This is a genomic window from Mesorhizobium sp. YR577 (genome assembly GCF_900116595.1).
In the GTDB taxonomy this organism is placed as follows: Bacteria; Pseudomonadota; Alphaproteobacteria; order Rhizobiales; family Rhizobiaceae; genus Mesorhizobium_M.
The window spans coordinates 20,102-42,038 of the sequence record NZ_FPBI01000012.1 but is presented as its reverse complement, the minus strand read 5'-3'; the positions used below and the strand labels follow the sequence as shown (position 1 = coordinate 42,038).

Here is a 21,937-nt window from a genome sequence, read left to right as displayed (position 1 = left end):
AAGCGATTGGCTATCGCAGTCGTGAAGTAGTCATCCCGGAAACCGGAGCGAAGCGGAGGTTATCCGGGATCTATTGGCCGCGGCATCATCAGGCGCGGCCCGGTCCTTGCCTTGGCGCTGGTCAACACCAATGTGCGAACTCAGTACCCGGCCGTGCTGGTCAATGGGTCCCGGCTCTGCCCTCGCTTCGCTCGGTTGGCCGGGATGACGACGGAGAGGGTTTTGCTCAGCTCAAGGCTGCGAAGGTGTGGAAAGATTCTTAGCCAATTTCCAACTAACCCATTGTTTCCATTCACGCCGAACATTTTTTCACGCCTGATTTATCCCCACCCTTTCCGCCTCCCGCATAATCCCTCCATCGTCCTCACCGGGAACACGGGTCATGAACCGGATGAGCGTGGGGGACGGCGGTGTCCGGGCTGGTGGTGCTGCGGTAGCGCTGCTGGGTGATGAGCCCCTAAGCCCGGGTCTTGGCGGCGGCTGGCCACGCGAATGTGGAGGCGACTGAGCGGGACAAGAGCACTGAACGGGCGGTCGAAGGACCGCAGATAAATACAATAAACGAGCGATCCAACGACCGCCCGTCTTCCCAGTTCTTTGACAATGGCCAGATGCGAAAGCAGGCGTGGCGATGATGAAGTGCGTCCTTCGAGGCTCGCTACGCTCGCACCTCAGGATGAGGGAGGGTAGCGATGAAATGCGCCGGCGTTTTCTCCCCCCTTGAGGGGGGTGAGGAGCGGTTCGCGAAGCGAACGAAAAGCCAACGATTTGGCTTTTCGAGTGACGAACGCCCGGAGCCCTAGCGTAGGGCCGGAGCGCGCAGCGGCCCCACCCAGGCACTCACACCGGCGGCGTGCCGTTTTCTGCAAGCACCGCTCCCGCCAGATAAAGCGAACCGCCGATCAGGATGCGAGGTGGTGCTTCCTTTTCGCCCCAGGTGTCGCGCAGCAGCATCAGCGCGTTGGCAACGGAGCTGACTGGCTCCGCTGAAAGCCCGGCCTCGTTGGCGCGGGCGGCGAGTTCGCCATTCGGCACGCCCGCCTCGCTGAGGCTCACCGGCACCGTGTAGACATGACGGGCGATGCCGTGGAAGGCGCGGAAATAGCCGGTCTGGTCCTTGGTGTTGATCATGCCGCAGATGAGGAACAGCGGCCGCGCAAGCTTCTCTTCCTGCTCGGCCAGCGCTTCGGCGATGACCACGCCCGCACCCGGATTATGGCCGCCGTCGAGCCAGATATCGGCACCGGGTGGAGCCAGGTCGACAAGCGCGCCCTGCGTCAGCCGCTGCATGCGGCCGGGCCAGGACACGGTGGTCATCGCCTTGTTGGCCGCTGCTTCGCTGATCTCGAAACCGGCCGTCTTGACCGCAGCGATTGCGGCTGCCGCGTTGGCGTATTGATGGCGGCCCGGCAGGCGCGGCGGCGAAAGATCCATCAGGCCGGTCTGGTCCTGGTAGATCAGGCGGCCATGCTCTTCGGCGGCGAGGAACTCCTGGCCGTAGACTTGCACCGGACAGCCCAGGCGATCCGCCGTCTCCACGATCACGTCCTGCGCGGTGCCGTTCTCCTGCGCACCGACAACCACCGGGCAGCCCGGCTTGATGATGCCGGCCTTTTCGGCGGCGATGAGCTCCACCCGGTCGCCGAGATAGGCTTCGTGATCGAGCGACACGGGCATTATCAGGGAGACCGCCGGCTTGCGGATGACATTCGTCGCGTCGAAGCGGCCACCAAGCCCGACCTCGATGATCGCGGCGTCGGCCGGGTGCTCGGCAAACAGCAGGAAGGTGACTGCCGTCAGGATCTCGAAGACGGTGATGGTCTCGCCGCGATTGGCCTCGGCAACGCGCGTGATGGTGTCGGCCAGCACATCGTCGGAGACGAATTTGCCGCCGCCGTCTGCCGCCAGCCGGTAGCGCTCGTGCCAGTGAACCAGATGCGGCGAAGTATGGACATGCACGCGATAGCCCGCCGCCTCGAGCAGGGCGCGCGAGAATGCTGCCGCCGAGCCCTTGCCGTTGGTGCCGGCGATATGGATCACCGGCGGCAGCCTGTCCTGCGGGTTGCCGAGACGGCCGAGCAGGCGCGAAACCCGGTCCAGCGAAAGGTCGAAACCTTTCGGGTGCAGCGTCATCAGGCGCTCGATTTCGCGATCGGCGAGCAGAGTGGACATGAAGGCTCCTCCGGGAGCAGAAGTCGTGGGCGGGAATTTTTTGGACCCCGCCTTCGACTCTATCAGGCCTGAGGACGCGCCTCAGTCGTCACGACGACGGGTGCCGGCACGATTTCCGACTTTTCCGGCTTGGATGCCTCCGGCGTCTTCATCAGGATTTTGAGCAGGCGGGCGATGGTCGACTTCAGCTCCAGCCGCGAGACGACCATGTCGACCATGCCGTGATCCATCAGATACTCGGCGCGCTGGAAGCCGTCCGGCAGCTTTTCGCGGATGGTCTGCTCGATGACGCGCGGGCCGGCAAAGCCGATCAGCGCGCCCGGCTCTGCAATGTGAACGTCGCCCAGCATCGCATAAGAGGCGGTGACGCCGCCGGTCGTCGGGTTGGTCAGCACGACGATATAGGGCAGGCCCGCTTCCTTCAGCCGGTCGAGCGCGACGGTCGTGCGCGGCAATTGCATCAGCGACAGGATGCCTTCCTGCATGCGCGCGCCACCCGAAGCGGCAAACAGGATCATCGGGCGGCGCTTTTCGACTGCCGTCTCGAAGGCATGGATGATCGCATCGCCGGCAGCCATGCCGAGCGAGCCGCCCATGAAGGCGAAATCCTGCACCGTGGCGACCACGGGCAATCCCTCGATCGTGCCGAGCGCATTCAGGATCGCGTCTTCCAGGCCGGTCTTGGCCTTGGCGTCCTTGAGCCGGTCGACATAGCGCTTTTCGTCGCGGAACTTCAGCGGGTCGGTGGCGACCTTCGGGTTTTCCAGCGTCTCGAAGGCACCATTGTCAAAGAAGAATTTCAGCCGCTCGCGCGCCGAAATCTTCATGTGATGGCCGGAGGACGGGATGACGAACTGGTTGCTCTCGAGGTCCTTGTGAAAGACCATCTCGCCGCTCTCGGGATCCTTGATCCAGAGATTTTCCGGCATTTCGCGCCGGCCGAGCATCGAGTTGATCTTCGGGCGGACGTAATTGGTTATCCAGTTCATGGCATCCATTCCTGTGATGTCAAAGACATGGGTACTTTATTGGGCAGCAGCAAGGCGGGCGGAACGAACGCCCTGCGCCAGGCCGTTGACCAGCGTGGCAACCGCCTCGGCCGGGTTGGCTGTCATCTCGCCCTTGGGGCCGATGACATTGGCGACCGCATTGACGATCGCGGTGCCGACCACCACGCCGTCGGCCGACGCGCCGATCACCCGTGCCTGTTCGGCGGTCTTCACGCCGAAGCCGACGCAGACCGGCAGGCCGGTATGGCTCTTGATGCGGGTAACGGCCTCGGCGACCTTGGACGTGTCGGCCAGCGCCGAGCCGGTGATGCCGGTCATCGACACGTAATAGACGAAGCCGGAGGTGTTTTCCAAAACCTTGGGCAGGCGCTTGTCGTCGGTGGTGGGCGTCGCCAGCCGGATGAAGTTGATGCCGGCCTTGAGCGCCGGAACGCAAAGCTCTTCATCCATTTCCGGCGGCAGGTCGACCACGATCAGCCCGTCTATCCCGGCGTCGATGGCGTCGGCAAGGAAACGGTCGACGCCGTGGATATAGATCGGGTTGTAATAACCCATCAGCACGATCGGCGTTTCATTGTCGGTGGCGCGGAATTCGCGCGCCATCTGCAGCGTCTTGTTCAGCGTCTGGCCAGCCTTCAGCGCGCGCAGTCCGGCGGCCTGGATCGCCGGGCCATCGGCCATCGGGTCGGAAAAAGGCATGCCAAGCTCGATCACGTCGCTGCCGGCCTTGGGCAGCGCTTTCATGATGGAGAGCGACGTTTCGTAGTCGGGGTCGCCTCCCATGAAATAGGTAACGAGCGCGGGGCGGCCTTCGGCCTTGAGCTTGTCGAAGCGGCGTTCGATGCGGGTGCTCATGGTCAGATCTCCATTCCGAGCATCTTGGCGACGGTGTGGACGTCCTTGTCGCCACGGCCCGAAAGATTGACGATCATGACCTGGTCCTTGCCCATCGTCGGCGCGACCTTCACCGCATGGGCAATCGCATGCGCCGATTCCAACGCCGGGATGATGCCTTCGACGCGCGTGGTCAGATGGAAGGCCTCCAGCGCCTCATTGTCGAGGATCGGCACGTAGTCGACACGACCGCTGTCGCGCAGCCAGCTATGCTCTGGACCGACGCCGGGATAGTCGAGGCCAGCGGAGATCGAGTGGCCGTCGAGTATCTGGCCGTCATCGTTCTGCAGGAGATAGGTGCGGTTGCCATGCAGCACGCCCGGCTTGCCGGCATTCATCGAGGCGCAATGTTCGATGCCGTCGAGGCCACGGCCGCCGGCCTCGATGCCGACGATCTTGACGTTGCGGTCGTCGAGGAACGGATGGAACAGGCCGATGGCGTTGGAACCGCCGCCGACGGCCGCAACGATAACGTCGGGCAGGCGGCCTTCCTGTTCGAGGATCTGGGCGCGTGCTTCGGTGCCGATCACCGACTGGAAGTCGCGCACCAGTTCCGGATAGGGATGCGGGCCGGCTGCCGTGCCGATCAGGTAATAGGTGTCGTGGACATTGGTGACCCAGTCGCGCAGCGCCTCGTTCATGGCGTCCTTCAGCGTGCCGTGGCCGGCGCTGACGCTCCGCACTTCGGCGCCGAGCAGCTTCATGCGGAACACGTTGGGGCTTTGCCGCTCGACGTCGGTGGCGCCCATATAGACGATGCAGGGAAAGCCGAAGCGCGCCGCCACGGTCGCCGAGGCAACGCCATGCTGGCCGGCGCCGGTTTCGGCGATGATGCGCGTCTTGCCCATGCGCTTGGCAAGCAGGATCTGGCCGAGGCAGTTGTTGATCTTGTGGCTGCCGGTGTGGTTCAGGTCCTCGCGCTTGAAATAGATTTTCGCGCCACCGAGATGTTTTGTCAGGCCTTCGGCGAAATAGAGTTTTGACGGCCGGCCGGCATAATGGGTCGAAAGATCCTGCAGTTCCGCCTTGAAGGCCGGATCGTTCTTGGCCTCGTTCCAGTGGCGCTCCAGGTCAAGGATGAGCGGCATCAGCGTCTCGGCGACGAAGCGGCCGCCGAAAATGCCGAACATGCCCTGTTCGTCGGGTCCGGTGCGGAAGGAATTGGGCTCTGCCGGCTTGTTCATCGCAGTATCCTGTTGGTCCGGGCGGCGGCAGGGCAGCCTGCTACTGCCCTTGCACGATCTTGCCGAGCCTTAAGCCTTTCGGGGGTTAAATGTAAACTGCTCTCTGCACATCGTCAGGCGGCGCGATTATCTGTCGCCGACCGCACGGCCCGGAAGAAACCGTCGATCAGCGCCACGTCCTTGACGCCGGGAGCGCTTTCCACGCCCGACGATATGTCGATGCCGGGCGGGTTCGTAAGACGCAAGGCCTCGCCGATATTGGCGGCGTTGAGGCCGCCTGAAAGCATGTAGTCGACCCGGCCCTCAAGGCCCGCAAGCAGGCGCCAGTCGAAGGAAACCCCGTTGCCGCCCGGCAGCTCCGATCCCACCGGGGGCTTGGCATCGAACAGGAAGCGGTCGGCAACGCCGACGTAAGGTGCAATTGCATCGATATCGGCAGCTTCGCGAACGGCAAAGGCCTTCATGACCGGCAGGCCGTAGCGCGCCTTGACCCCGGCCACGCGCTCGACCGTCTCATGGCCGTGAAGCTGCAGCATGTCGGGCGTCATCGAAGCGACGATATGGTCCAGCGTCTGATCGTCGGCATCGACGGTCACCGCAACAGCCTTGGCACGCCCGCGCGCGATTTCGCGCAGCCTTCCGGCTTCGATCGGATCGATGTTTCTCGGGCTCTTCTGGAAGAAAATAAACCCGACATGGCTCGCGCCACCGGCGAGGGCGGCTGCAAGGGCCTCATCGTTTTTCAAGCCACAGATTTTGATGTCGAGTGCCATGGCGCGGGAATTGCCATGAAAAGGCGGCGAAGTCGAGGAAAAGAGCGCGTGAAGACCTTATTCAGGGCACCGGCTCACTCGAACACGATCGCCTGCAGCGCCCCACCATTGCGCTTCAGCCAGGCCTTGCAGCGTTCGGTGTCGGGGCAAAGCTCCTCGCAGAGCTTCCAGAATTTCGGGCCGTGGTTCATCTCGCGCAGATGCGCCACTTCATGCGCGACGAGATAATTTATCACCGGCGCAGGCGCCATCATGATGCGCCACGAGAAGGAAAGCGTGCCGTCGGACGTGCAGGAGCCCCAGCGGCTCGACGTGTCGCGAAAGCGGATCGCCTTGGCCTTTCGGCCTGCCGCCGCAGCGTGCTTCGCCACCAGTTGTTCGATATCGCGCTTGGCCTCGCGCTTGAGGAAATCGGCAATGCGGCGGGGCAGATGAAGCCGGTCGCCATGCACGATCAGCGTCGGGCCGCTGTCGTCATGCGAAACCGTCACCGTGCCGCGCTTGCCGGGCTCATGCACGATCATATGCGGCACGCCGCGAACGGGTATTTTTATGCCTGGCCGCACCTGCGGGCGATCAGGCACCTTGGCCAGGCGCTGTTCCAGCCAGCCCTGATGCCGGTGCAGGAAGCGGTCGACCTCGCCGCGCGCCAGGCCCGGCGGCACGGTGATGCGCAGGCCGCGGCCGCCTGAATCGATGCGCAGGGTCAGCCGCCGCGCGCGATCGTTCTCGACGATGCGCAGCGGCAGCGTGCGGCCGGCGACGACATGCTCCCGCTCAAGCACCGGAGCTACGGGGCGGGCCTGCAATTTTTTCAGAAAACCGAAGGGCATCAGGTGACGGTACGTGATTCGCGCTGGAAGGAATTCTACCTGAAAAGCGCAGGTCTTTCGGGCGGAATTTTGATGGAGAGGAACGGCGTAGGCATAAAGGAAAACGGCGCCGCGAATGCGACGCCGTTCGAACTTCTTGTCAGGACAAAGCCTTATGCTTCATCAAGCAGGCCGGACTTGCCGCCACGCTTGGTGGTCGTCGGCGCGGTCGACTTGTTGCGGTTGGCCATGAAGCGGTCGAATTCTTCCTGGTCCTTGGCGCGGCGCAGTTCGCGGGCATAGTCGTCGAACTGGGCCAGCGTCTCGTCGAGTTTGCGGCGCTCTTCGGCAAGGCGCTCGAGTTCCTTCTCGCGCCAGTCGTCGAAGGCGACGTTGCCGGTGGGCGTGTAGGAGCCCTTGCCCCAGCGGGCAGCCTTGTCGGAGCCGCGGCGGCAGCCGGCGAAGATGCCGTCGGTTGCGCGGTTTACGTCGCGCTTGAAGCCTTCAAGCCGATCGCCCCAGATGATGTAGGCAAGCATGGCGAGGCCAAGCGGCCAGAACACCATGAAGCCGATCACCATCAACGCGATGGTTGCCGGCGTCCATGCCGGACGGATCAGTGCAGTCGTGTTCATGTTTCTCCGGTTCCTTCAGTTGGAGGCAGCCAATCCGGCTGCTTCAATTCGAAATGGGAACGGAAAAATGGCTATTCAAGACGGTTTTGTTGAAAACCGGACAAGCTTTTGGAAAATTTACAGCGCCGAAGGGGAGTTGAACGCCCAACGGATGCTGTAATACTTTGAATCTACGAATAATTCTTTCCGAGGAATTGTTTCGGCTTTTTTGAATTATGCGTCAGCGTTTTTTGAGAAAATCGAGCGCAAGGACAACCATTCCGGCAACCAGACCCCAGAATGCGGCGCCGATGCCGAACAGCGTCAGGCTAGACGCGGTCACCGCAAAGGCGGTCGTTGCCGCCATGCGTTCGCTCTCGTCTTTGAGCGCGATCGACAGCGCATTGGCGAGCGGCGCCATCAGCGCGAGGCCGGCAACCAGCACTATCAGGCTCTGCGGCAGCACGGCGAAAATCGCCACCAGCGATGCGCCGAAAATGGCGAAGACGAGATAGGCGAGCGCGTAGAACGGTCCGGTCTTCCAACGCTCGGCCGGATCGGGGTGAACGTCTGGCCCGGTGCAGATCGCTGCCGATATTGCCGCCAGATTGGTGGTCAGCGCGCCGAAAGGGGCCGTCAGCAGCGAGAACAATCCCGTCACCGAGATCAGCGGCCCGGGGTTCGGATCGTAGCCGGCAGCGCGCAGCACGGCGAGGCCGGAGAGGTTCTGCGAGGCCATGGTCACGAGATAGAGCGGTATCGCCAGACCGACGATGACGGCGGGCGAAAAGGACGGGCTTATCAGCGTCAGCGTCGAAAGTTCGGGCGTGGGCAACCCGCCGACACGGCCGGTCAGGAATGCGATCGCGCCGCCGCCGACCAGCACCGCCAGCACCGAAAGCGCCGGATTGAACACGCGAATGACAAAGAAGGCCGCGATCAGCGGCAGGATGAGGACAGGATCTACCGGAACCGTCTTCACCGCATTGATGGCGAAGGTGACGACGATGCCGCCGAGCATTCCCGAGGCGACCGAGGCGGGGATTTTCGCGATCAGCCGCGTCAGCGGCTTGAACAGGCCGGTGATGATCAAAAGCACCGCCGTGATGATGAAAGCGCCGACCGCGTCATTCATGTTGAAGCCGGAGCTGGCAGCAATCAGCGCCGCTCCCGGCGTCGACCATGCGGTGATGACCGGCATTCTCGTTCGCCAGCTCAGCCAGGCCGTTTCGAACGCCATGGCCAGGCAGATCGCGGTGACCCAGCTTGCCGTCTGCTCGCGCGACGCGCCGACCGCGTCGGCGGCAGCGATGATCAGCGCCAGCGTGCCGCCAAAACCGACGATTGCCGCGACGAAGGCGGAGACAGGAATGGAAAGCCGCATGCGTCAGCCCGCCTGCGCACTGATGGCTTCGACTGCGCGCAAAAGCATGTCCAGATCCTGCGGCCGCGACAGGCGGTGGTCGCCCTCCGGTATGAGAGACAGCGTGACGTCGTCGGCAGGCAGGCAGGAGACGAGCTTCAAGGCGTGGCTGTGCGGGACATCGGGGTCGGCGAGCCCTTGCAGGATATGGATCGGGCAATGCGTATCGATCGGCCCGATCATCACCCGATTTTTTCTCCCATCCTCGAAAAGCGCGCGGGTGTAGACATTGGGTTCCGGCGAATATTCGGAGGGCTCCTCGAAAAACCCTTTTTCCCTGAGATCGCGCCGCTGGGCTTCGTTCAACTGCGGCTCCATCAGTTCGGTGACAAAGTCAGGCGCCGGCGCCAGCAGCACCAGGCCGCCGATGCGTTCGCCTTCACCGGACTTGCGCAGCTCCTCGACCATCCGCAGCGCGATCCACGCGCCCATGGACGAACCGACGAGGATTTGCCGGCCGTGGGTAAACTTCCGGAACACGGCGAGGCTCTGGGCGAGCCATTTGGAGATCGTGCCGTCGGCGAATGCACCGCCGGACTCGCCATGACCTGAATAATCATGCCGCAGGAAGGCGCGGCCGTGACGTTCGGCCCACTCGCTCAGCTTCTCGGCCTTGGTGCCGAGCATGTCGGAGCGAAAGCCGCCGAGCCAGACGATTCCCGGCTCCTTGCCATTGATATGACGGAAGGCGACCGCGGTGCCGTCTACGTCAAGAAAGTCCGGTGGCGTTTCGGTCATGTCTTCTTTCCTGTCGGGTGACGCTCTTTTGACACAGCTCGAATCCGGCGGAAAGGCCCACAAGACAGCGAATGTAACGGGCTTGGTGGGCCAATATCGAGTCAGGTGATTTATTCTGTTTGCTGTGCTATTGACTTGCTCCGCGCCGTACCGACATAGGCGCAACCCACGAAATGAACGTCAACGGTTCGAGGAGACAACGACCATTCGCAGACCCTTCAAAGCAGCGGCGCCCACCAAGGATGGCCCGCGCTCCAATCGCGATATCCGGGTTCCCCGGGTTCAGCTCATCGATGTAGATGGCAGCAATCGCGGCGAAGTTTCAATCAACGATGCTCTGCTGGCTGCCGAAGAGGCGGGCCTGGACCTCGTCGAGATATCCCCCAACGCACAGCCGCCGGTCGTCAAGATTCTCGACCTCGGCAAACTGAAATACGCCAACCAGAAGAAGGCGGCAGAGGCGCGCAAGCATCAGAAGATCATCGAGATCAAGGAGATCAAGATGCGCCCCAACATCGACACCCATGACTATGAGGTGAAGATGCGGGCGGTTCGCCGCTTCTTCGAGGAAGGCGACAAGGTCAAGCTGACGCTGCGTTTCCGTGGCCGCGAAATGGCCCATATGGAACTCGGCATGCAGCTTCTGAACAAGGTTCGGGAAGAGGTCGCCACGATCGCCAAGGTCGAGGCCGAGCCGAAGCTCGAAGGCCGTCAGATGATGATGGTTCTGGCGCCGCGCTGAGTTTGCGCGCTGCCTGCCACGGATGAACCCAGTCCTTTTCAGGGTTCATTGAGCAAAATTTTTGAATGGGCGCGGCGTTCGTCGAAACTTCGGATGCCGCAGCCCTTCTTTGTTTTCGAGAACCGAGATGTCTCCATCCGCCGAATTGAGCCGTTACCAGCAGCGCCGACGTATCGTGCTTGCGATACTCGTCGTGGTGATTTTCGCTGCTCTGCTGTTCGTCCAGTCGGCCATGGTGTCCGATGACGACCTGCACGAATATGTCGAGATGTTCGGCGGCGCTGCGATCCTGGCGGCCATCCTCGGCCGCACCTGGTGCACGATGTATATCGGCGGGCGCAAGGGCTCGGAGATCGTCAGGGGCGGGCCTTATTCAGTCACCCGCAACCCGCTTTATGTCTTCAGCACGATCGGCGCAGCCGGCATCGGCGCCATGACCGGCAGCATCACGGTGGCGGTGGCCTTCGCGGTCATCACCTACGTGGCGTTTCATTCGGTCACCCTCGTCGAGGAGGCCTACCTGAAGCAGGCCTTCGGCGAGCCTTACGAGCGCTATATGCGCGAGGTGCCGCGGTTCTTCCCACGCTTCAGCCTCTTTAAGGAAAGCGAACTGCTTTCGGTGCGGCCGCAGATACTCTACCGGACCTTTACGGACGGCCTGCTGTTTCTGGCCGCCTATCCGTTCTTCGAGTTCGTGGAATATCTCCAGAATGCCGGTTATTTGCCGGTCTTCCTGCGGCTTTATTGACCTGACGCTGCCCGCAGCGATTCACCGGTTGCGCTTTTGATGGCGCATCGCTATAAGGCCGCGTCCAAGAACCGTCCGGCAGGGCATGCCGTGGCGGTTTCTAATGCTTTTCGGGCATTGGTCTGCCCGAAGCAAACAACAAGAGGCGCGGAGTGCCGTAGGCACCACGGGGATCTCTTAAAGAACACGGAGTAGCAAAATGCCCAAGATGAAGACCAAATCAGCCGCCAAGAAGCGGTTCAAGATCACTGCGACCGGTAAAGTTCTGTCGGCTGCCGCCGGCAAGCGCCACGGCATGATCAAGCGCAGCAACAAGTTCATTCGCGATGCCCGCGGCACCATGGTTCTCGCCGAGCCCGATGCCAAGAAGGTCATCAAGAATTTTCTGCCGAACGGCCTCTGAGCCCGGCACAACATGGCCCCAAAAAGTTGCAGGCTTTTTGGATAAGGACCATGCGAACAGACAAAGCGTTTTAAGGAGATCATGAAATGGCACGTGTAAAGAGAGGCGTCACCTCGCACGCCAAGCATAAGAAGGTCCTGAAAGCCGCCAAGGGTTTCTACGGCCGTCGCAAGAACACCATCCGCATCGCCAAGCAGGCAGTCGAGAAGTCGCTGCAGTACGCTTATCGCGATCGCAAGAACCGCAAGCGCAATTTCCGCGCCCTGTGGGTCCAGCGCATCAACGCCGCCGTTCGCGAGCATGGCCTGACCTATGGCCGTTTCATCGACGGTCTCAACAAGGCCGGCATCGAGATCGACCGCAAGGTCCTGTCCGACATGGCTATCCACGAGCCGCAGGCATTCGTCGTGCTCGTCGGCAAGGCCAAGGTCGCGCTTGAATATCTGAAGAACACCACCCCGAACGCTTTTGAAAGCGCAGTCGCCTAAGGCCGCCGCGCTTCCCAAGCTTTCGATTTTATGATTTGGGAAACCCGCGCCGGCAGGGCTGGCGCGGGTTTTTCTTTGGCCACAGCTTAAGTCAGCACTGACTTATTTTTGAATTGGTTCTGCGATGAACGTCACTTTGAACGACCGGAATATTGATGCGCTCGAAGACGCATTGATGGCCGAAATTGCGGCGGCGGCGGACGAGCAAGGGATCGAAGCCGTACGTATCTCAGCACTTGGCAAGAAAGGCTCAGTTTCTGAGCTGCTGAAGTCGCTAGGAGGAATGTCGCAGGAACAGCGGCAAATCTTTGGACCAGAGATCAACGGTCTCAAGAACCGGGTGACCGAAGCGCTCGCCGCGCGCAAGGGCGAGCTGAAGGACGTCGCCATCACCGCGCGCCTCGTCGCCGAAAAGCTCGACGTGACGCTGCCGGTGCGCCAATCGCCGGCAGAACGCGGCCGCATCCATCCGATCAGCCAGGTCATCGACGAGATCGCGGCAATCTTCGGTGATCTCGGCTTCGCCATCGCCGAAGGCCCGGATGTCGAGACCGATTACTACAATTTTACCGCGCTGAATTTCCCTGAAGGCCATCCGGCGCGCGAGATGCACGACACCTTCTTCTTCAACCCGGACGAGAAGGGCGAGCGCAAGGTGCTGCGCACGCACACCTCGCCAGTGCAGATACGCACCATGGAAACGCAGAAGCCGCCGATCCGCATCGTCATTCCCGGCAAGACCTACCGGCAGGATTCGGACGCCACCCACTCGCCGATGTTCCATCAGGTCGAGGGACTGGTGATCGACAAGACGGCCAACGTCGCCAACATGAAGTGGGTGCTGGAAGAGTTCTGCAAGGCCTTCTTCGAAGTGCCGTCGCTGAACATGCGCTTCCGCCCGAGCTTCTTCCCCTTCACCGAGCCGAGCCTGGAAGTCGACATCCAGTGCGACCGCTCGCGGCCGGGCGAAGTGCGCTTTGGCGAGGGCAGCGACTGGATGGAAATCCTCGGCTGCGGCATGGTTCACCCGAACGTGCTGCGCGCCGGCGGGCTCGATCCCGACGAGTATCAGGGCTTTGCCTGGGGCATGGGCATCGACCGCATCGCCATGCTGAAATATGGCATGCCGGACCTGCGCGCCTTCTTCGACGCCGATGTCCGCTGGCTCCAGCACTACGGTTTCCGCCCGCTCGACATGCCGACTTTGTTCGGCGGGTTGAGCAACTGATCGCGCGGCAAGGACAGAAAAATGAAATTCACCCTATCCTGGCTCAAGGACCATCTCGAGACGGACGCTTCGCTTGACGAAATCGTCGAGCGTCTGACCTCGATCGGCCTCGAAGTCGAAGCCGTCGATGACAAGGCAGCGCTCAAGCCGTTCGTCATCGCCAAGGTGCTGACGGCGGAAAAACATCCCGACGCCGACAAGCTGCGCGTGCTGTCCGTCGATATCGGCGACGGCAAGCCGGTGCAGGTCGTCTGCGGCGCACCGAATGCGCGCGCCGGCCTAATCGGTGCTTTTGCTGCGCCCGGCACCTATGTGCCCGGCATCGATGTCACGCTTTCCGTCGGCAAGATTCGTGGCGTCGAGAGCCATGGCATGATGTGCTCGGAGCGCGAGCTGGAGCTTTCCGACGAACACAACGGCATCATCGACCTGCCGGCTGACGCCCCGGTCGGTACGTCCTTCGCCACCTACGCTAAGCTGGACGACCCGGTCATTGAAATCAACCTGACGCCGAACCACCCGGATGCGACCGGCGTTTACGGCATCGCCCGCGATCTTGCGGCCAGCGGCCTCGGCACGTTGAAGACCGGCGCAGTCGAGCCGGTCGCCGGCAAGGGCGCATGCCCGGTCAAGGTGACGATCGAGGCACCGGAGCTCTGCCCCGGTTTTGCCTTGCGCCTCGTGCGCGGCGTGAAGAACGGCCCGTCGCCGAAATGGCTGCAGCAGCGGCTGATCGCCATTGGACTGCGCCCCATCAATGCGCTGGTCGACGTCACCAATTATCTCACCTTCGACCGCGGCCGGCCGCTGCATGTCTATGACTTGAAGAAGGTGGCCGGCAATCTGGTCGTGCGCCGGGCTCTGGAAGGCGAGAAGGTGCTGGCGCTGAACGAGCGCGAATACACGCTGACGCCAGAAATGTGCGTCATCGCCGACGACAATGGTGCCGACTCCATCGCCGGCGTCATGGGCGGCGAGCACACCGGCAGCGACGAGAACACCACCGACGTGCTGATCGAATCGGCCCTGTGGGATCCGATCACGACCGCCCGCACCGGCCGCACGCTCGGCATCATCACCGATGCGCGCTACCGCTTCGAGCGTGGCGTCGACCCGGAATTCATGGTTCCGGGCCTGGAGCTCGCAACCCGCATGGTGCTCGATTTCTGCGGTGGCGAACCGACAGAGATCGACGTGACCGGCTATGCCGGCCACACGCCCAAGATCGTTTCCTTCCCTGTTTCGGAAGTGAAGCGGCTGACCGGTATCGAGGTTCCGAAGCAGGAAGCGCTCGACATTCTCACCCGGCTTGGCTTCAAGCCGCTGGGCAATGGCGACGTGATCGATGTCGAGGTCCCCTCCTGGCGGCCGGATGTCGACGGCAAGGCTGATCTGGTCGAAGAGGTCATGCGCATTCACGGCGTCGACAACATCCTGCCCCAGCCGCTGGGCGCGCATGATGCCGTCAATGGCAAGATCCTGACCACGCTCCAATTACGCACGCGCGCCGCCCGTCGTGCGCTGGCCGTGCGTGGCATGATGGAAGCCGTCACCTGGTCGTTCATCCCGGCAAAGCACGCCGAGCTTTTCGGTGGCGGCCAGAACCAGTTGAAGCTTGCCAATCCGATCGCCGCCGATATGTCCGATATGCGGCCTTCGCTGCTGCCGGGCCTGCTCGCGGCTGCCCAGCGCAACGCCGATCGCGGGCTTGGTGATGTCGCCCTGTTCGAAGTGTCGGGCACCTATGAGGGCGACACGCCGGAAAAACAGCGCCGCGTGGCTGCCGGCATCCGCCGTGGCACCGCCAAGCTCGAAGGCTCAGGCCGCAGCTGGAGCGGCAATGCCGGTCCGGTCGGCGTGTTCGACGCCAAGGCCGACGCGCTTGCCGCGCTCGAAGCCTGCGGTGCGCCGGTCGACAAGCTGCAGATCGAGACGGGCGCGCCTTCCTGGTACCATCCGGGCCGCTCCGGCGTGATAAAACTCGGCCCCAAGACCGTGCTTGGCACATTCGGCGAATTCCACCCGAAGACGCTCGAAGTGCTCGACGTGTCAGGCCCGCTCTGCGGCTTCGAAGTGTTCGTCGATGCCATTCCCGAGCCAAAGGCCAAGCCGACCCGCACCAAGCCGAAGCTGGAGCTTTCAGCCTTCCAGGCGGTGAAGCGCGATTTTGCCTTCGTCGTCGACAAGGCGGTGGAAGCCGGAACGCTGACGCGTGCAGCGCTCTCGGCAGACAAGAAGCTGATCACCGGCGTCTCCGTCTTCGATATCTTCGAAGGCGCATCCCTGGGCGAAGGCAAGAAGTCGATAGCGATCGAGGTTTCGATCCAGCCGGTCGAAAAGACGCTGACCGACGAGGATTTCGAGGCGCTCGCCGGCCGTATCGTCGATAATGTGAAGAAGCAGACCGGCGGCGCACTGCGGGGATAAGACGAAGGGGCGCTCGGCGCCCCTTCTTTTCATCTATCGTCCTGTTTGAACGAGCAGCCCATGTCGCATCTGCGTTTCTCCGGCCTCTCCGATGTCGCACAGAAGCAGGCGTTTCTGGACATCATCTGGCGGGACGAGTTGGTGTGTGAGGCCCTGAAACGGGCTCGCGATCTTGCGCTGCCGCAGTGGCGCGTTGTGTCCGGCGCTCTCTACAACACCGTCTGGAACAGACTGACCGGCAAGCCGTCGGGCTATGGCATCAAGGATGTCGACCTGTTCTACTTCGATGCATCCGACCTCTCCTACGAGGCCGAAGACAGGGCGATCCAGCGAGGGCATGAAGTCTTCAAGGGGCTGCCGCGCTCGGTCGAAATCCGCAATCAGGCGCGTGTGCATCTCTGGTTCGAGAAACATTTCGGCCAGCCATATCCGCCACTTTCCTCCAGCGAAGAGGGGATCGACCGCTTCGCCTCGAAAACCCATGCGGTCGGCGTCAGGCTGATGCATGACGGCTCGCTCGATCTCTACGCACCATTCGGGCTCGATGACATTTTCTCGTTCCGCATCACGCCCAACCGCGTCATCGACAACAGCCAGACGCATATGGCGAAGGCTGCGCGGGCGATTGCGAACTGGCCCGAAGTCAGCGTCGTTCCTTGGTAGCCGCCGCACTTCCCTTGTGGCGACACGGCAGCTAGGCTCGACGCAAATTCAGGAAGGAGCCAAAAATGTTTCGATGGGGAGTTCTGTCGACCGCCAAGATCGCGCGCGAGCAGCTTTTGCCGGCAATCGCCGACGCGCAGAATGGCGTGATTTCCGCCATCGCCAGCCGCGACGCGCAGAAGGCACGAGCACTTGCAGATCGCTTCGGTGCGCCGCATGCCTTCGGCTCTTACGACGAGCTGCTGGCCTCCGATACGGTCGACGGCGTCTATATTCCGCTGCCGACCTCGCAGCATGTCGAATGGGCGGCAAAGGCCGCCGAGGTCGGAAAACACGTGCTGGTCGAAAAGCCGCTGGCGCTCGACGCCAAGGATATCGTCCCGCTCATCGCCATTCGCGACCGCAAAAAGGTTCTGGTCTGCGAAGCCTTCATGGTCGTCTACCACCCGCAGTGGATCAAGGTGCGCGACCTCATTGCCGAGGGCGCCATCGGGCGCTTGCGGCATGTCCAGGGCGCGTTTTCCTATTACAACGTCGATCCGAACAACATGCGCAACAATCTCGATCTCGGCGGCGGCGCGTTGCCCGACATCGGCGTCTATCCGACCGTTGCGACACGTTTTTCGACCGGCAAGGAGCCGAACCGCGTCCAGGCGACCATCGAGCGCGACAAGAATTTCGGCACGGATATCTACTCATCGATCCGCGCCGATTTCGGCGATTTCGAGCTGTCCTTCTATCTCTCGACGCAGATGGCTGCGCGGCAGAGCATGGTGTTCCACGGCGACAAGGGTTTTATCGAAGTCGCCTCACCCTTCAATGCCGGGCTTTACGATCATCATCGCATCGAATTGCACAACCAGAATCACTCCGAAGCGCAGGTCTTCCGCTTTCCCGGAACGCAGCAGTATCGGCTGGAGGTCGAAGCCTTCGCTCGCGCCGCACAGGGCGGCAAGGACGAAGTGTTCACGCTGGAAAACTCCATTCTCAACCAGAAGGTCATCGACGCCATTTTCCGCGCCGGCGAGCATGACGGCTGGGAAAAGGTCTGATTACCAATAGACGCCGCCGCGCCTGAACCTGACGCGCGGCGCGCTTTGCGGCGGATTGAGCGAGGCGATGGAGGCCGGCAGCTCGATATCCGCGCCATCGGCAATCGGTGCTTCCGACATTGCCAGTAACGCGTGGATGTTGCTTGCCGGCTCAAATGGCGAGCCTGCCGACGGCCTGATCTTCGGAACGATCGAAGGCCGCGCCTGTATCGGCGCCCCCACCGGCAGAACAATCCCGTCTTCCGCCGCCTGTGCCGCTTTCAGCGCCATCAGCCGCGCGACGCGATCTTCGGTTCTGGGATGGGTGCGCAGGATCGACGGGTCGGGAATGCGACCGCCCGGCAACAAAATGTTCTCCCAGCGCCGGCCTTGCGCCTTTTCGAGCTTGGCGAGTGCCGAAGCCAGTCCATCCGGGTCGCCGGTCAGAATGGCGGCGCCCAGATCGGCGTCGAATTCGCGGGTGCGCGACAGCGCCATCTGCAACAGGCCGCCGATCGTCGGCGCGGCAAGCAGCACCAGCACGCCGAGCCAGGGTATCTGCTGGCCCATGCCGCCGAAAAACCCGCCGATGTTGAGGAAAAGCGAAAACAGCCCGACGGTCGACATGATCGAGGTGAAGCGCGAGACCATGTCGGCAAAGGCCATCACCTTCACGTCCTCATGCGCGATATGGCTCATTTCATGGGCTAGGACGCCGGCCAGTTCGCGCGTCGAAAGGTTGCGGGCCAGTGCGTCGGTGATGGCAATGGCCGAATCCTCGCGCCGGCCGACGGCGAAGGCATTCATCATCTTCGAAGGAATGACGTGAAGTTTCGGCGTCGAAGGCAAGCCGGCCCGGCGTGCGAGGTCCGAAACGATGCGAAAGCCGGTGGGAAACATCTCGGGCGATACCGGCTTGGCCTTGTACATGCCCAGCACCATCTGCGGGCTGACGCGGCGTATAGCCGCCATCGAAACCGCGCCGAAAATGACGGCGAAGATCACGCCCGTCACACCGCCGAAGGCCCAGGCGGTGATGGCGAGCAGAAAAAGGCTGGCCGCGCCCAGCAGCCACGTATGCAGAGTGTTGACGACGCGATTGCGGCGTTGGGCGAAGAGATTGATCGTTCGGTTCGGGCTCATCCAATGAAATATGGTATGGATGTATCGATTTGCCTATTCCCGGCATCAGCATAGTTGTCAGGACGCTTGCGCGCCGTGGCGCCTGTTCTTATATACGCCCAACAATCGCTGGAACTGCCGCAGATACGGTCAAGCCAGCGAAATTTCTTGTGAACAGGGGCTGCCGTCGGAACGCCTCATGGGTCCTGGCAGCCTGCTTAGCGGAGAGTAGAAAAAATGGCTAAAGTAATCGGTATCGATTTGGGAACGACCAATTCCTGCGTCGCCGTCATGGACGGCAAGGACGCGAAGGTCATCGAGAATGCGGAAGGCGCGCGCACGACCCCTTCCATCGTCGCTTTCAGCGATGGTGACGAGCGCCTCGTCGGCCAGCCGGCCAAACGCCAGGCGGTGACGAATCCTGAAAACACGATTTTTGCGGTGAAGCGCCTGATCGGCCGTCGCTATGACGACCCGGTTACCGAAAAGGACAAGAAGCTTGTCCCTTACCACATCGTCAAGGGCGACAATGGCGACGCCTGGGTCGAAGCAGTCGGCCGCAAGCAGTCGCCGAGCCAGATTTCGGCGATGATCCTTCAGAAGATGAAGGAAACGGCGGAAGCCTATCTCGGCGAGAAGGTCGAGAAGGCCGTCATCACCGTTCCGGCCTATTTCAACGACGCCCAGCGCCAGGCAACCAAGGATGCAGGCAAGATCGCCGGCCTTGAAGTCCTGCGCATCATCAACGAGCCGACTGCGGCGGCCCTTGCCTATGGCCTCGACAAGAAGGAAGGCAAGACGATTGCCGTCTACGATCTTGGCGGCGGCACCTTCGACATTTCCGTGCTGGAAATCGGCGACGGCGTCTTCGAGGTCAAGTCGACCAATGGCGACACCTTCCTCGGCGGTGAAGATTTCGACATGCGTCTGGTCGAATATCTGGCAGCCGAGTTCAAGAAGGAACAGGGCATCGACCTGAAGAACGACAAGCTCGCCCTGCAGCGCCTCAAGGAAGCTGCGGAAAAGGCCAAGATCGAGCTTTCCTCGTCGGCCCAGACCGAAATCAACCTGCCCTTCATCACCGCCGATGCTTCCGGTCCGAAGCACCTGACGATGAAGCTCACCCGCGCCAAGTTCGAGCAGCTGGTCGACGATCTCGTCCAGCGCACGGTCGAGCCCTGCAAGGCAGCCCTCAAGGATGCCGGCCTCAAGGCTGGTGAAATCGATGAGGTCGTTCTGGTCGGCGGCATGACCCGCATGCCCAAGATCCAGGAGATCGTGAAGCAGTTCTTCGGCAAGGAGCCGCACAAGGGCGTCAATCCTGACGAAGTCGTCGCAATGGGCGCCGCCATTCAGGCCGGCGTGCTGCAGGGCGACGTCAAGGACGTGCTGCTGCTCGACGTGACCCCGCTGTCGCTCGGCATCGAGACGCTTGGCGGCGTGTTCACGCGCCTCATCGAGCGCAACACCACGATCCCGACCAAGAAGAGCCAGGTCTTCTCGACCGCCGAGGATTCGCAGTCGGCCGTGACGATCCGCGTCTTCCAGGGCGAGCGTGAAATGGCTGCCGACAACAAGATGCTCGGCCAGTTCGATCTCGTCGGCATTCCGCCGGCACCGCGCGGCGTGCCGCAGATCGAAGTGACCTTCGACATCGACGCCAACGGCATCGTCAACGTCTCGGCCAAGGACAAGGGCACCGGCAAGGAGCACCAGATCCGCATCCAGGCGTCTGGCGGCCTTTCCGACGCCGACATCGAGAAGATGGTCAAGGATGCCGAGTCCAATGCCGAGGCCGACAAGAAGCGTCGTGCTCTCGTCGAGGCTCGCAACCAGGCCGAGGCTCTGGTGCATTCGTCCGAGAAGTCGCTCAAGGACTATGGCGACAAGGTTACGGAAGCCGATCGCACCGCGATCTCCGACGCCATCGCTGCCTTGAAGACGGCTGCCGAGGGTGATGATGTCGATGACATCGGCGCCAAGACGCAGACGCTTGCCGAAGTTTCCATGAAGCTCGGCCAGGCCATGTACGAGGCTTCGCAGAAGGAAGCAGCCGAGGCTGATGCCGCCGCCGACGCCGCCAAGGACTCTGACGTGGTCGACGCTGATTTCGAAGAAATCAACGAAGACGACGACAAGAAGAAATCTGCCTGATCCGACTAGCAGGTAGACACGAAAGCCCGGCCATCGCGCCGGGCTTTTTGTTTGTGCGGATTTGCAACTTCAGCGCGTATTAAGCTTGCCTAAAGGAAACCGGGCCAACCTAGCCTCATGGTGGTAGAAATATCGCCAGGGGACCGCACGGCAGTTCCGCCGTCGGTGATGGGCTGGGATAGGGACGCGTGCATTTCAGGACACTCGAAGTCTGGCGGCTTTCTGCAGCACTAGCTGTGATGATGTGGCATTTCCTGCGCTATGCGCCGGCCGGGCACGAGGCGGCCAGTGCTGCACTCTACCGCCTGCTGCCGCTGATGGAGATGTTCTTCATGATCTCCGGCTTCCTGATCACTCTGCGCTATGCCGATACCCTGCTGACCGAGCCGGGCTCCTTCCGGCGCTTCATCGTGCGGCGCCTCGCGCGGCTTTATCCGCTCTATCTGGTAACAGTGCTGTTCTTCTGCCTGGTGGCACTGGCGCTGCATTTTGGCTTGGTCCAGTCCGACCAGCCCGAGCGCTACGCATGGTCGGCGCTGCCGGCCAACATTGCGCTGGTACAGGCCTGGGGCCTGACTGACAGTCTCACCTTCAACTATGTCGGCTGGACGCTGTCTGCCGAGTGGTTCTGTTACCTGACATTGCCTGTCATCGTGCTGGCATATCGTTGGCAGGGAATATGGGGCGTGGCGGGGGTGGCGGCGTCCACCATCACCATGCTGGAGTTTGCCGTCGCCTGGGGCTGGATGCCGTTTCCGAGCTGGCTTGAGGCCAACACCTGGGGCGCCTACCGCGCCTTTGCCGATTTCGCCCTTGGCGCCATGGTCGCCATAGCCGTCCGCGACAGCCGGTTGAAACTTTCGAGCATGCTGCCGGGATGGCTGTTCTTCATTGCCGCGATCATCGCCATGGCGACGCTGCAGAACGCCTATGTCATCGTGCTTCTGCTGGCAGCGGCAACCTTCTTTGCCGCCGTGGCCGAGCGCAACGATCCCGAAGCTGCGCATTACCTGAAGCCGCTTCATCCGATCGGCCGCGTCTCCTTCGGCATCTACATGCTCCATCCGGTCGTTGAGACGGTTCTTTTCGCCGTCCTCTGGCGCAAGGTCGTCGAGCCAACGGGCATGGTCTCCTTTTATGCCTATTGGTTTCTGCCAGCAGCGACGGTTCTGGCGGTTGCCCTGCTTTCCGACCGCTATTTCGAAGGACCGGTGAGCCGTTATCTCAACGCTCGTTTCGGCGAAGCGGCGACGTCTGCTGCCGGGAGAAGTGCTGCCTAAGGGCCACAAACCCGTTTTACTTGCCGCAAGC

General features: G+C 62.0%; 20 protein-coding genes. 10 read left to right on the top strand and 10 right to left on the bottom strand.

The features are described 5' to 3' along the window. Nucleotides 1-840: 840 nt before the first annotated feature. From BM413_RS18305 to BM413_RS18265, 9 genes are all read right to left on the bottom strand, one after another. Nucleotides 841-2,172 (bottom strand): bifunctional folylpolyglutamate synthase/dihydrofolate synthase, encoded by a 1,332-nt coding sequence (locus BM413_RS18305; protein WP_091915647.1) that lies wholly within the window; start codon nucleotides 2,170-2,172, stop codon nucleotides 841-843. A gap of 62 nt (nucleotides 2,173-2,234) precedes the next feature. Beyond that, nucleotides 2,235-3,161, bottom strand: a complete 927-nt coding sequence (gene accD, locus BM413_RS18300; RefSeq protein WP_091915645.1) for an acetyl-CoA carboxylase, carboxyltransferase subunit beta — start codon at nucleotides 3,159-3,161, stop codon at nucleotides 2,235-2,237. A gap of 36 nt (nucleotides 3,162-3,197) precedes the next feature. Further along, nucleotides 3,198-4,037 carry a tryptophan synthase subunit alpha gene (gene trpA, locus BM413_RS18295; protein WP_091915643.1) on the bottom strand — a complete coding sequence of 280 codons (840 nt, stop codon included), beginning with the start codon at nucleotides 4,035-4,037 and terminating at the stop codon, nucleotides 3,198-3,200. A 2-nt stretch (nucleotides 4,038-4,039) separates the two neighbouring features. After that, nucleotides 4,040-5,260 carry a tryptophan synthase subunit beta gene (gene trpB, locus BM413_RS18290; RefSeq protein ID WP_091915641.1) on the bottom strand — a complete coding sequence of 407 codons (1,221 nt, stop codon included), beginning with the start codon at nucleotides 5,258-5,260 and terminating at the stop codon, nucleotides 4,040-4,042. Nucleotides 5,261-5,373: 113 nt separating this feature from the next. Next, the gene (locus BM413_RS18285) at nucleotides 5,374-6,033 is read right to left on the bottom strand and encodes a phosphoribosylanthranilate isomerase (protein ID WP_091915639.1); all 660 of its coding nucleotides are present in this window, start codon (nucleotides 6,031-6,033) and stop codon (nucleotides 5,374-5,376) included. A 74-nt stretch (nucleotides 6,034-6,107) separates the two neighbouring features. Beyond that, entirely contained in the window at nucleotides 6,108-6,866 is a 759-nt protein-coding gene (locus BM413_RS18280; RefSeq protein ID WP_091915637.1) for a M48 family metallopeptidase, read from the bottom strand. 152 nt (nucleotides 6,867-7,018) lie between these two features. Further along, the gene (locus BM413_RS18275) at nucleotides 7,019-7,480 is read right to left on the bottom strand and encodes a DUF2852 domain-containing protein (protein ID WP_091915635.1); all 462 of its coding nucleotides are present in this window, start codon (nucleotides 7,478-7,480) and stop codon (nucleotides 7,019-7,021) included. A gap of 220 nt (nucleotides 7,481-7,700) precedes the next feature. After that, a complete protein-coding gene (locus tag BM413_RS18270) occupies nucleotides 7,701-8,843 on the bottom strand; it encodes a benzoate/H(+) symporter BenE family transporter (protein ID WP_091915633.1) in 1,143 nt (380 codons plus the stop codon). A 3-nt stretch (nucleotides 8,844-8,846) separates the two neighbouring features. Further along, complete coding sequence (locus tag BM413_RS18265) at nucleotides 8,847-9,620, bottom strand: alpha/beta hydrolase (protein ID WP_091915631.1); 774 nt, start codon at nucleotides 9,618-9,620, stop codon at nucleotides 8,847-8,849. 205 nt (nucleotides 9,621-9,825) lie between these two features. Here BM413_RS18265 and infC point away from each other — a divergent pair, with 205 nt between their 5' ends. From infC to BM413_RS18225, 8 genes are all read left to right on the top strand, one after another. Further along, nucleotides 9,826-10,362, top strand: a complete 537-nt coding sequence (gene infC / locus BM413_RS18260) for a translation initiation factor IF-3 (protein WP_091915946.1) — start codon at nucleotides 9,826-9,828, stop codon at nucleotides 10,360-10,362. A 127-nt stretch (nucleotides 10,363-10,489) separates the two neighbouring features. Continuing rightward, nucleotides 10,490-11,110 (top strand): methyltransferase family protein, encoded by a 621-nt coding sequence (locus BM413_RS18255; protein ID WP_091915629.1) that lies wholly within the window; start codon nucleotides 10,490-10,492, stop codon nucleotides 11,108-11,110. A 199-nt stretch (nucleotides 11,111-11,309) separates the two neighbouring features. Beyond that, nucleotides 11,310-11,513, top strand: a complete 204-nt coding sequence (rpmI, locus tag BM413_RS18250) for a 50S ribosomal protein L35 (protein WP_091915627.1) — start codon at nucleotides 11,310-11,312, stop codon at nucleotides 11,511-11,513. 86 nt (nucleotides 11,514-11,599) lie between these two features. After that, nucleotides 11,600-12,001: a 50S ribosomal protein L20 gene (rplT, locus tag BM413_RS18245; protein WP_091915625.1), complete on the top strand. Its 402-nt coding sequence runs from the start codon at nucleotides 11,600-11,602 to the stop codon at nucleotides 11,999-12,001. A 124-nt stretch (nucleotides 12,002-12,125) separates the two neighbouring features. Then, nucleotides 12,126-13,229, top strand: coding sequence for a phenylalanine--tRNA ligase subunit alpha (gene pheS, locus BM413_RS18240; RefSeq protein WP_091915624.1), 1,104 nt, complete (start codon nucleotides 12,126-12,128; stop codon nucleotides 13,227-13,229). Between the two features lie 21 nt (nucleotides 13,230-13,250). After that, nucleotides 13,251-15,656 carry a phenylalanine--tRNA ligase subunit beta gene (pheT, locus tag BM413_RS18235; protein ID WP_091915622.1) on the top strand — a complete coding sequence of 802 codons (2,406 nt, stop codon included), beginning with the start codon at nucleotides 13,251-13,253 and terminating at the stop codon, nucleotides 15,654-15,656. A gap of 60 nt (nucleotides 15,657-15,716) precedes the next feature. Continuing rightward, nucleotides 15,717-16,319 carry a nucleotidyltransferase family protein gene (locus BM413_RS18230; RefSeq protein WP_091915620.1) on the top strand — a complete coding sequence of 201 codons (603 nt, stop codon included), beginning with the start codon at nucleotides 15,717-15,719 and terminating at the stop codon, nucleotides 16,317-16,319. Nucleotides 16,320-16,384: 65 nt separating this feature from the next. After that, nucleotides 16,385-17,371 (top strand): Gfo/Idh/MocA family protein, encoded by a 987-nt coding sequence (locus BM413_RS18225; RefSeq protein WP_091915618.1) that lies wholly within the window; start codon nucleotides 16,385-16,387, stop codon nucleotides 17,369-17,371. Here BM413_RS18225 and BM413_RS18220 read toward each other — a convergent pair whose 3' ends face one another. Beyond that, nucleotides 17,372-18,493: a zinc metalloprotease HtpX gene (locus BM413_RS18220; RefSeq protein ID WP_091915616.1), complete on the bottom strand. Its 1,122-nt coding sequence runs from the start codon at nucleotides 18,491-18,493 to the stop codon at nucleotides 17,372-17,374. Nucleotides 18,494-18,709: 216 nt separating this feature from the next. Between BM413_RS18220 and dnaK the strand changes: the two genes are divergently transcribed. Next, nucleotides 18,710-20,626 (top strand): molecular chaperone DnaK, encoded by a 1,917-nt coding sequence (dnaK, locus tag BM413_RS18215; protein ID WP_091915614.1) that lies wholly within the window; start codon nucleotides 18,710-18,712, stop codon nucleotides 20,624-20,626. A gap of 188 nt (nucleotides 20,627-20,814) precedes the next feature. Next, nucleotides 20,815-21,906, top strand: coding sequence for an acyltransferase family protein (locus BM413_RS18210; protein WP_139238606.1), 1,092 nt, complete (start codon nucleotides 20,815-20,817; stop codon nucleotides 21,904-21,906). Nucleotides 21,907-21,937 lie beyond the last annotated feature (31 nt).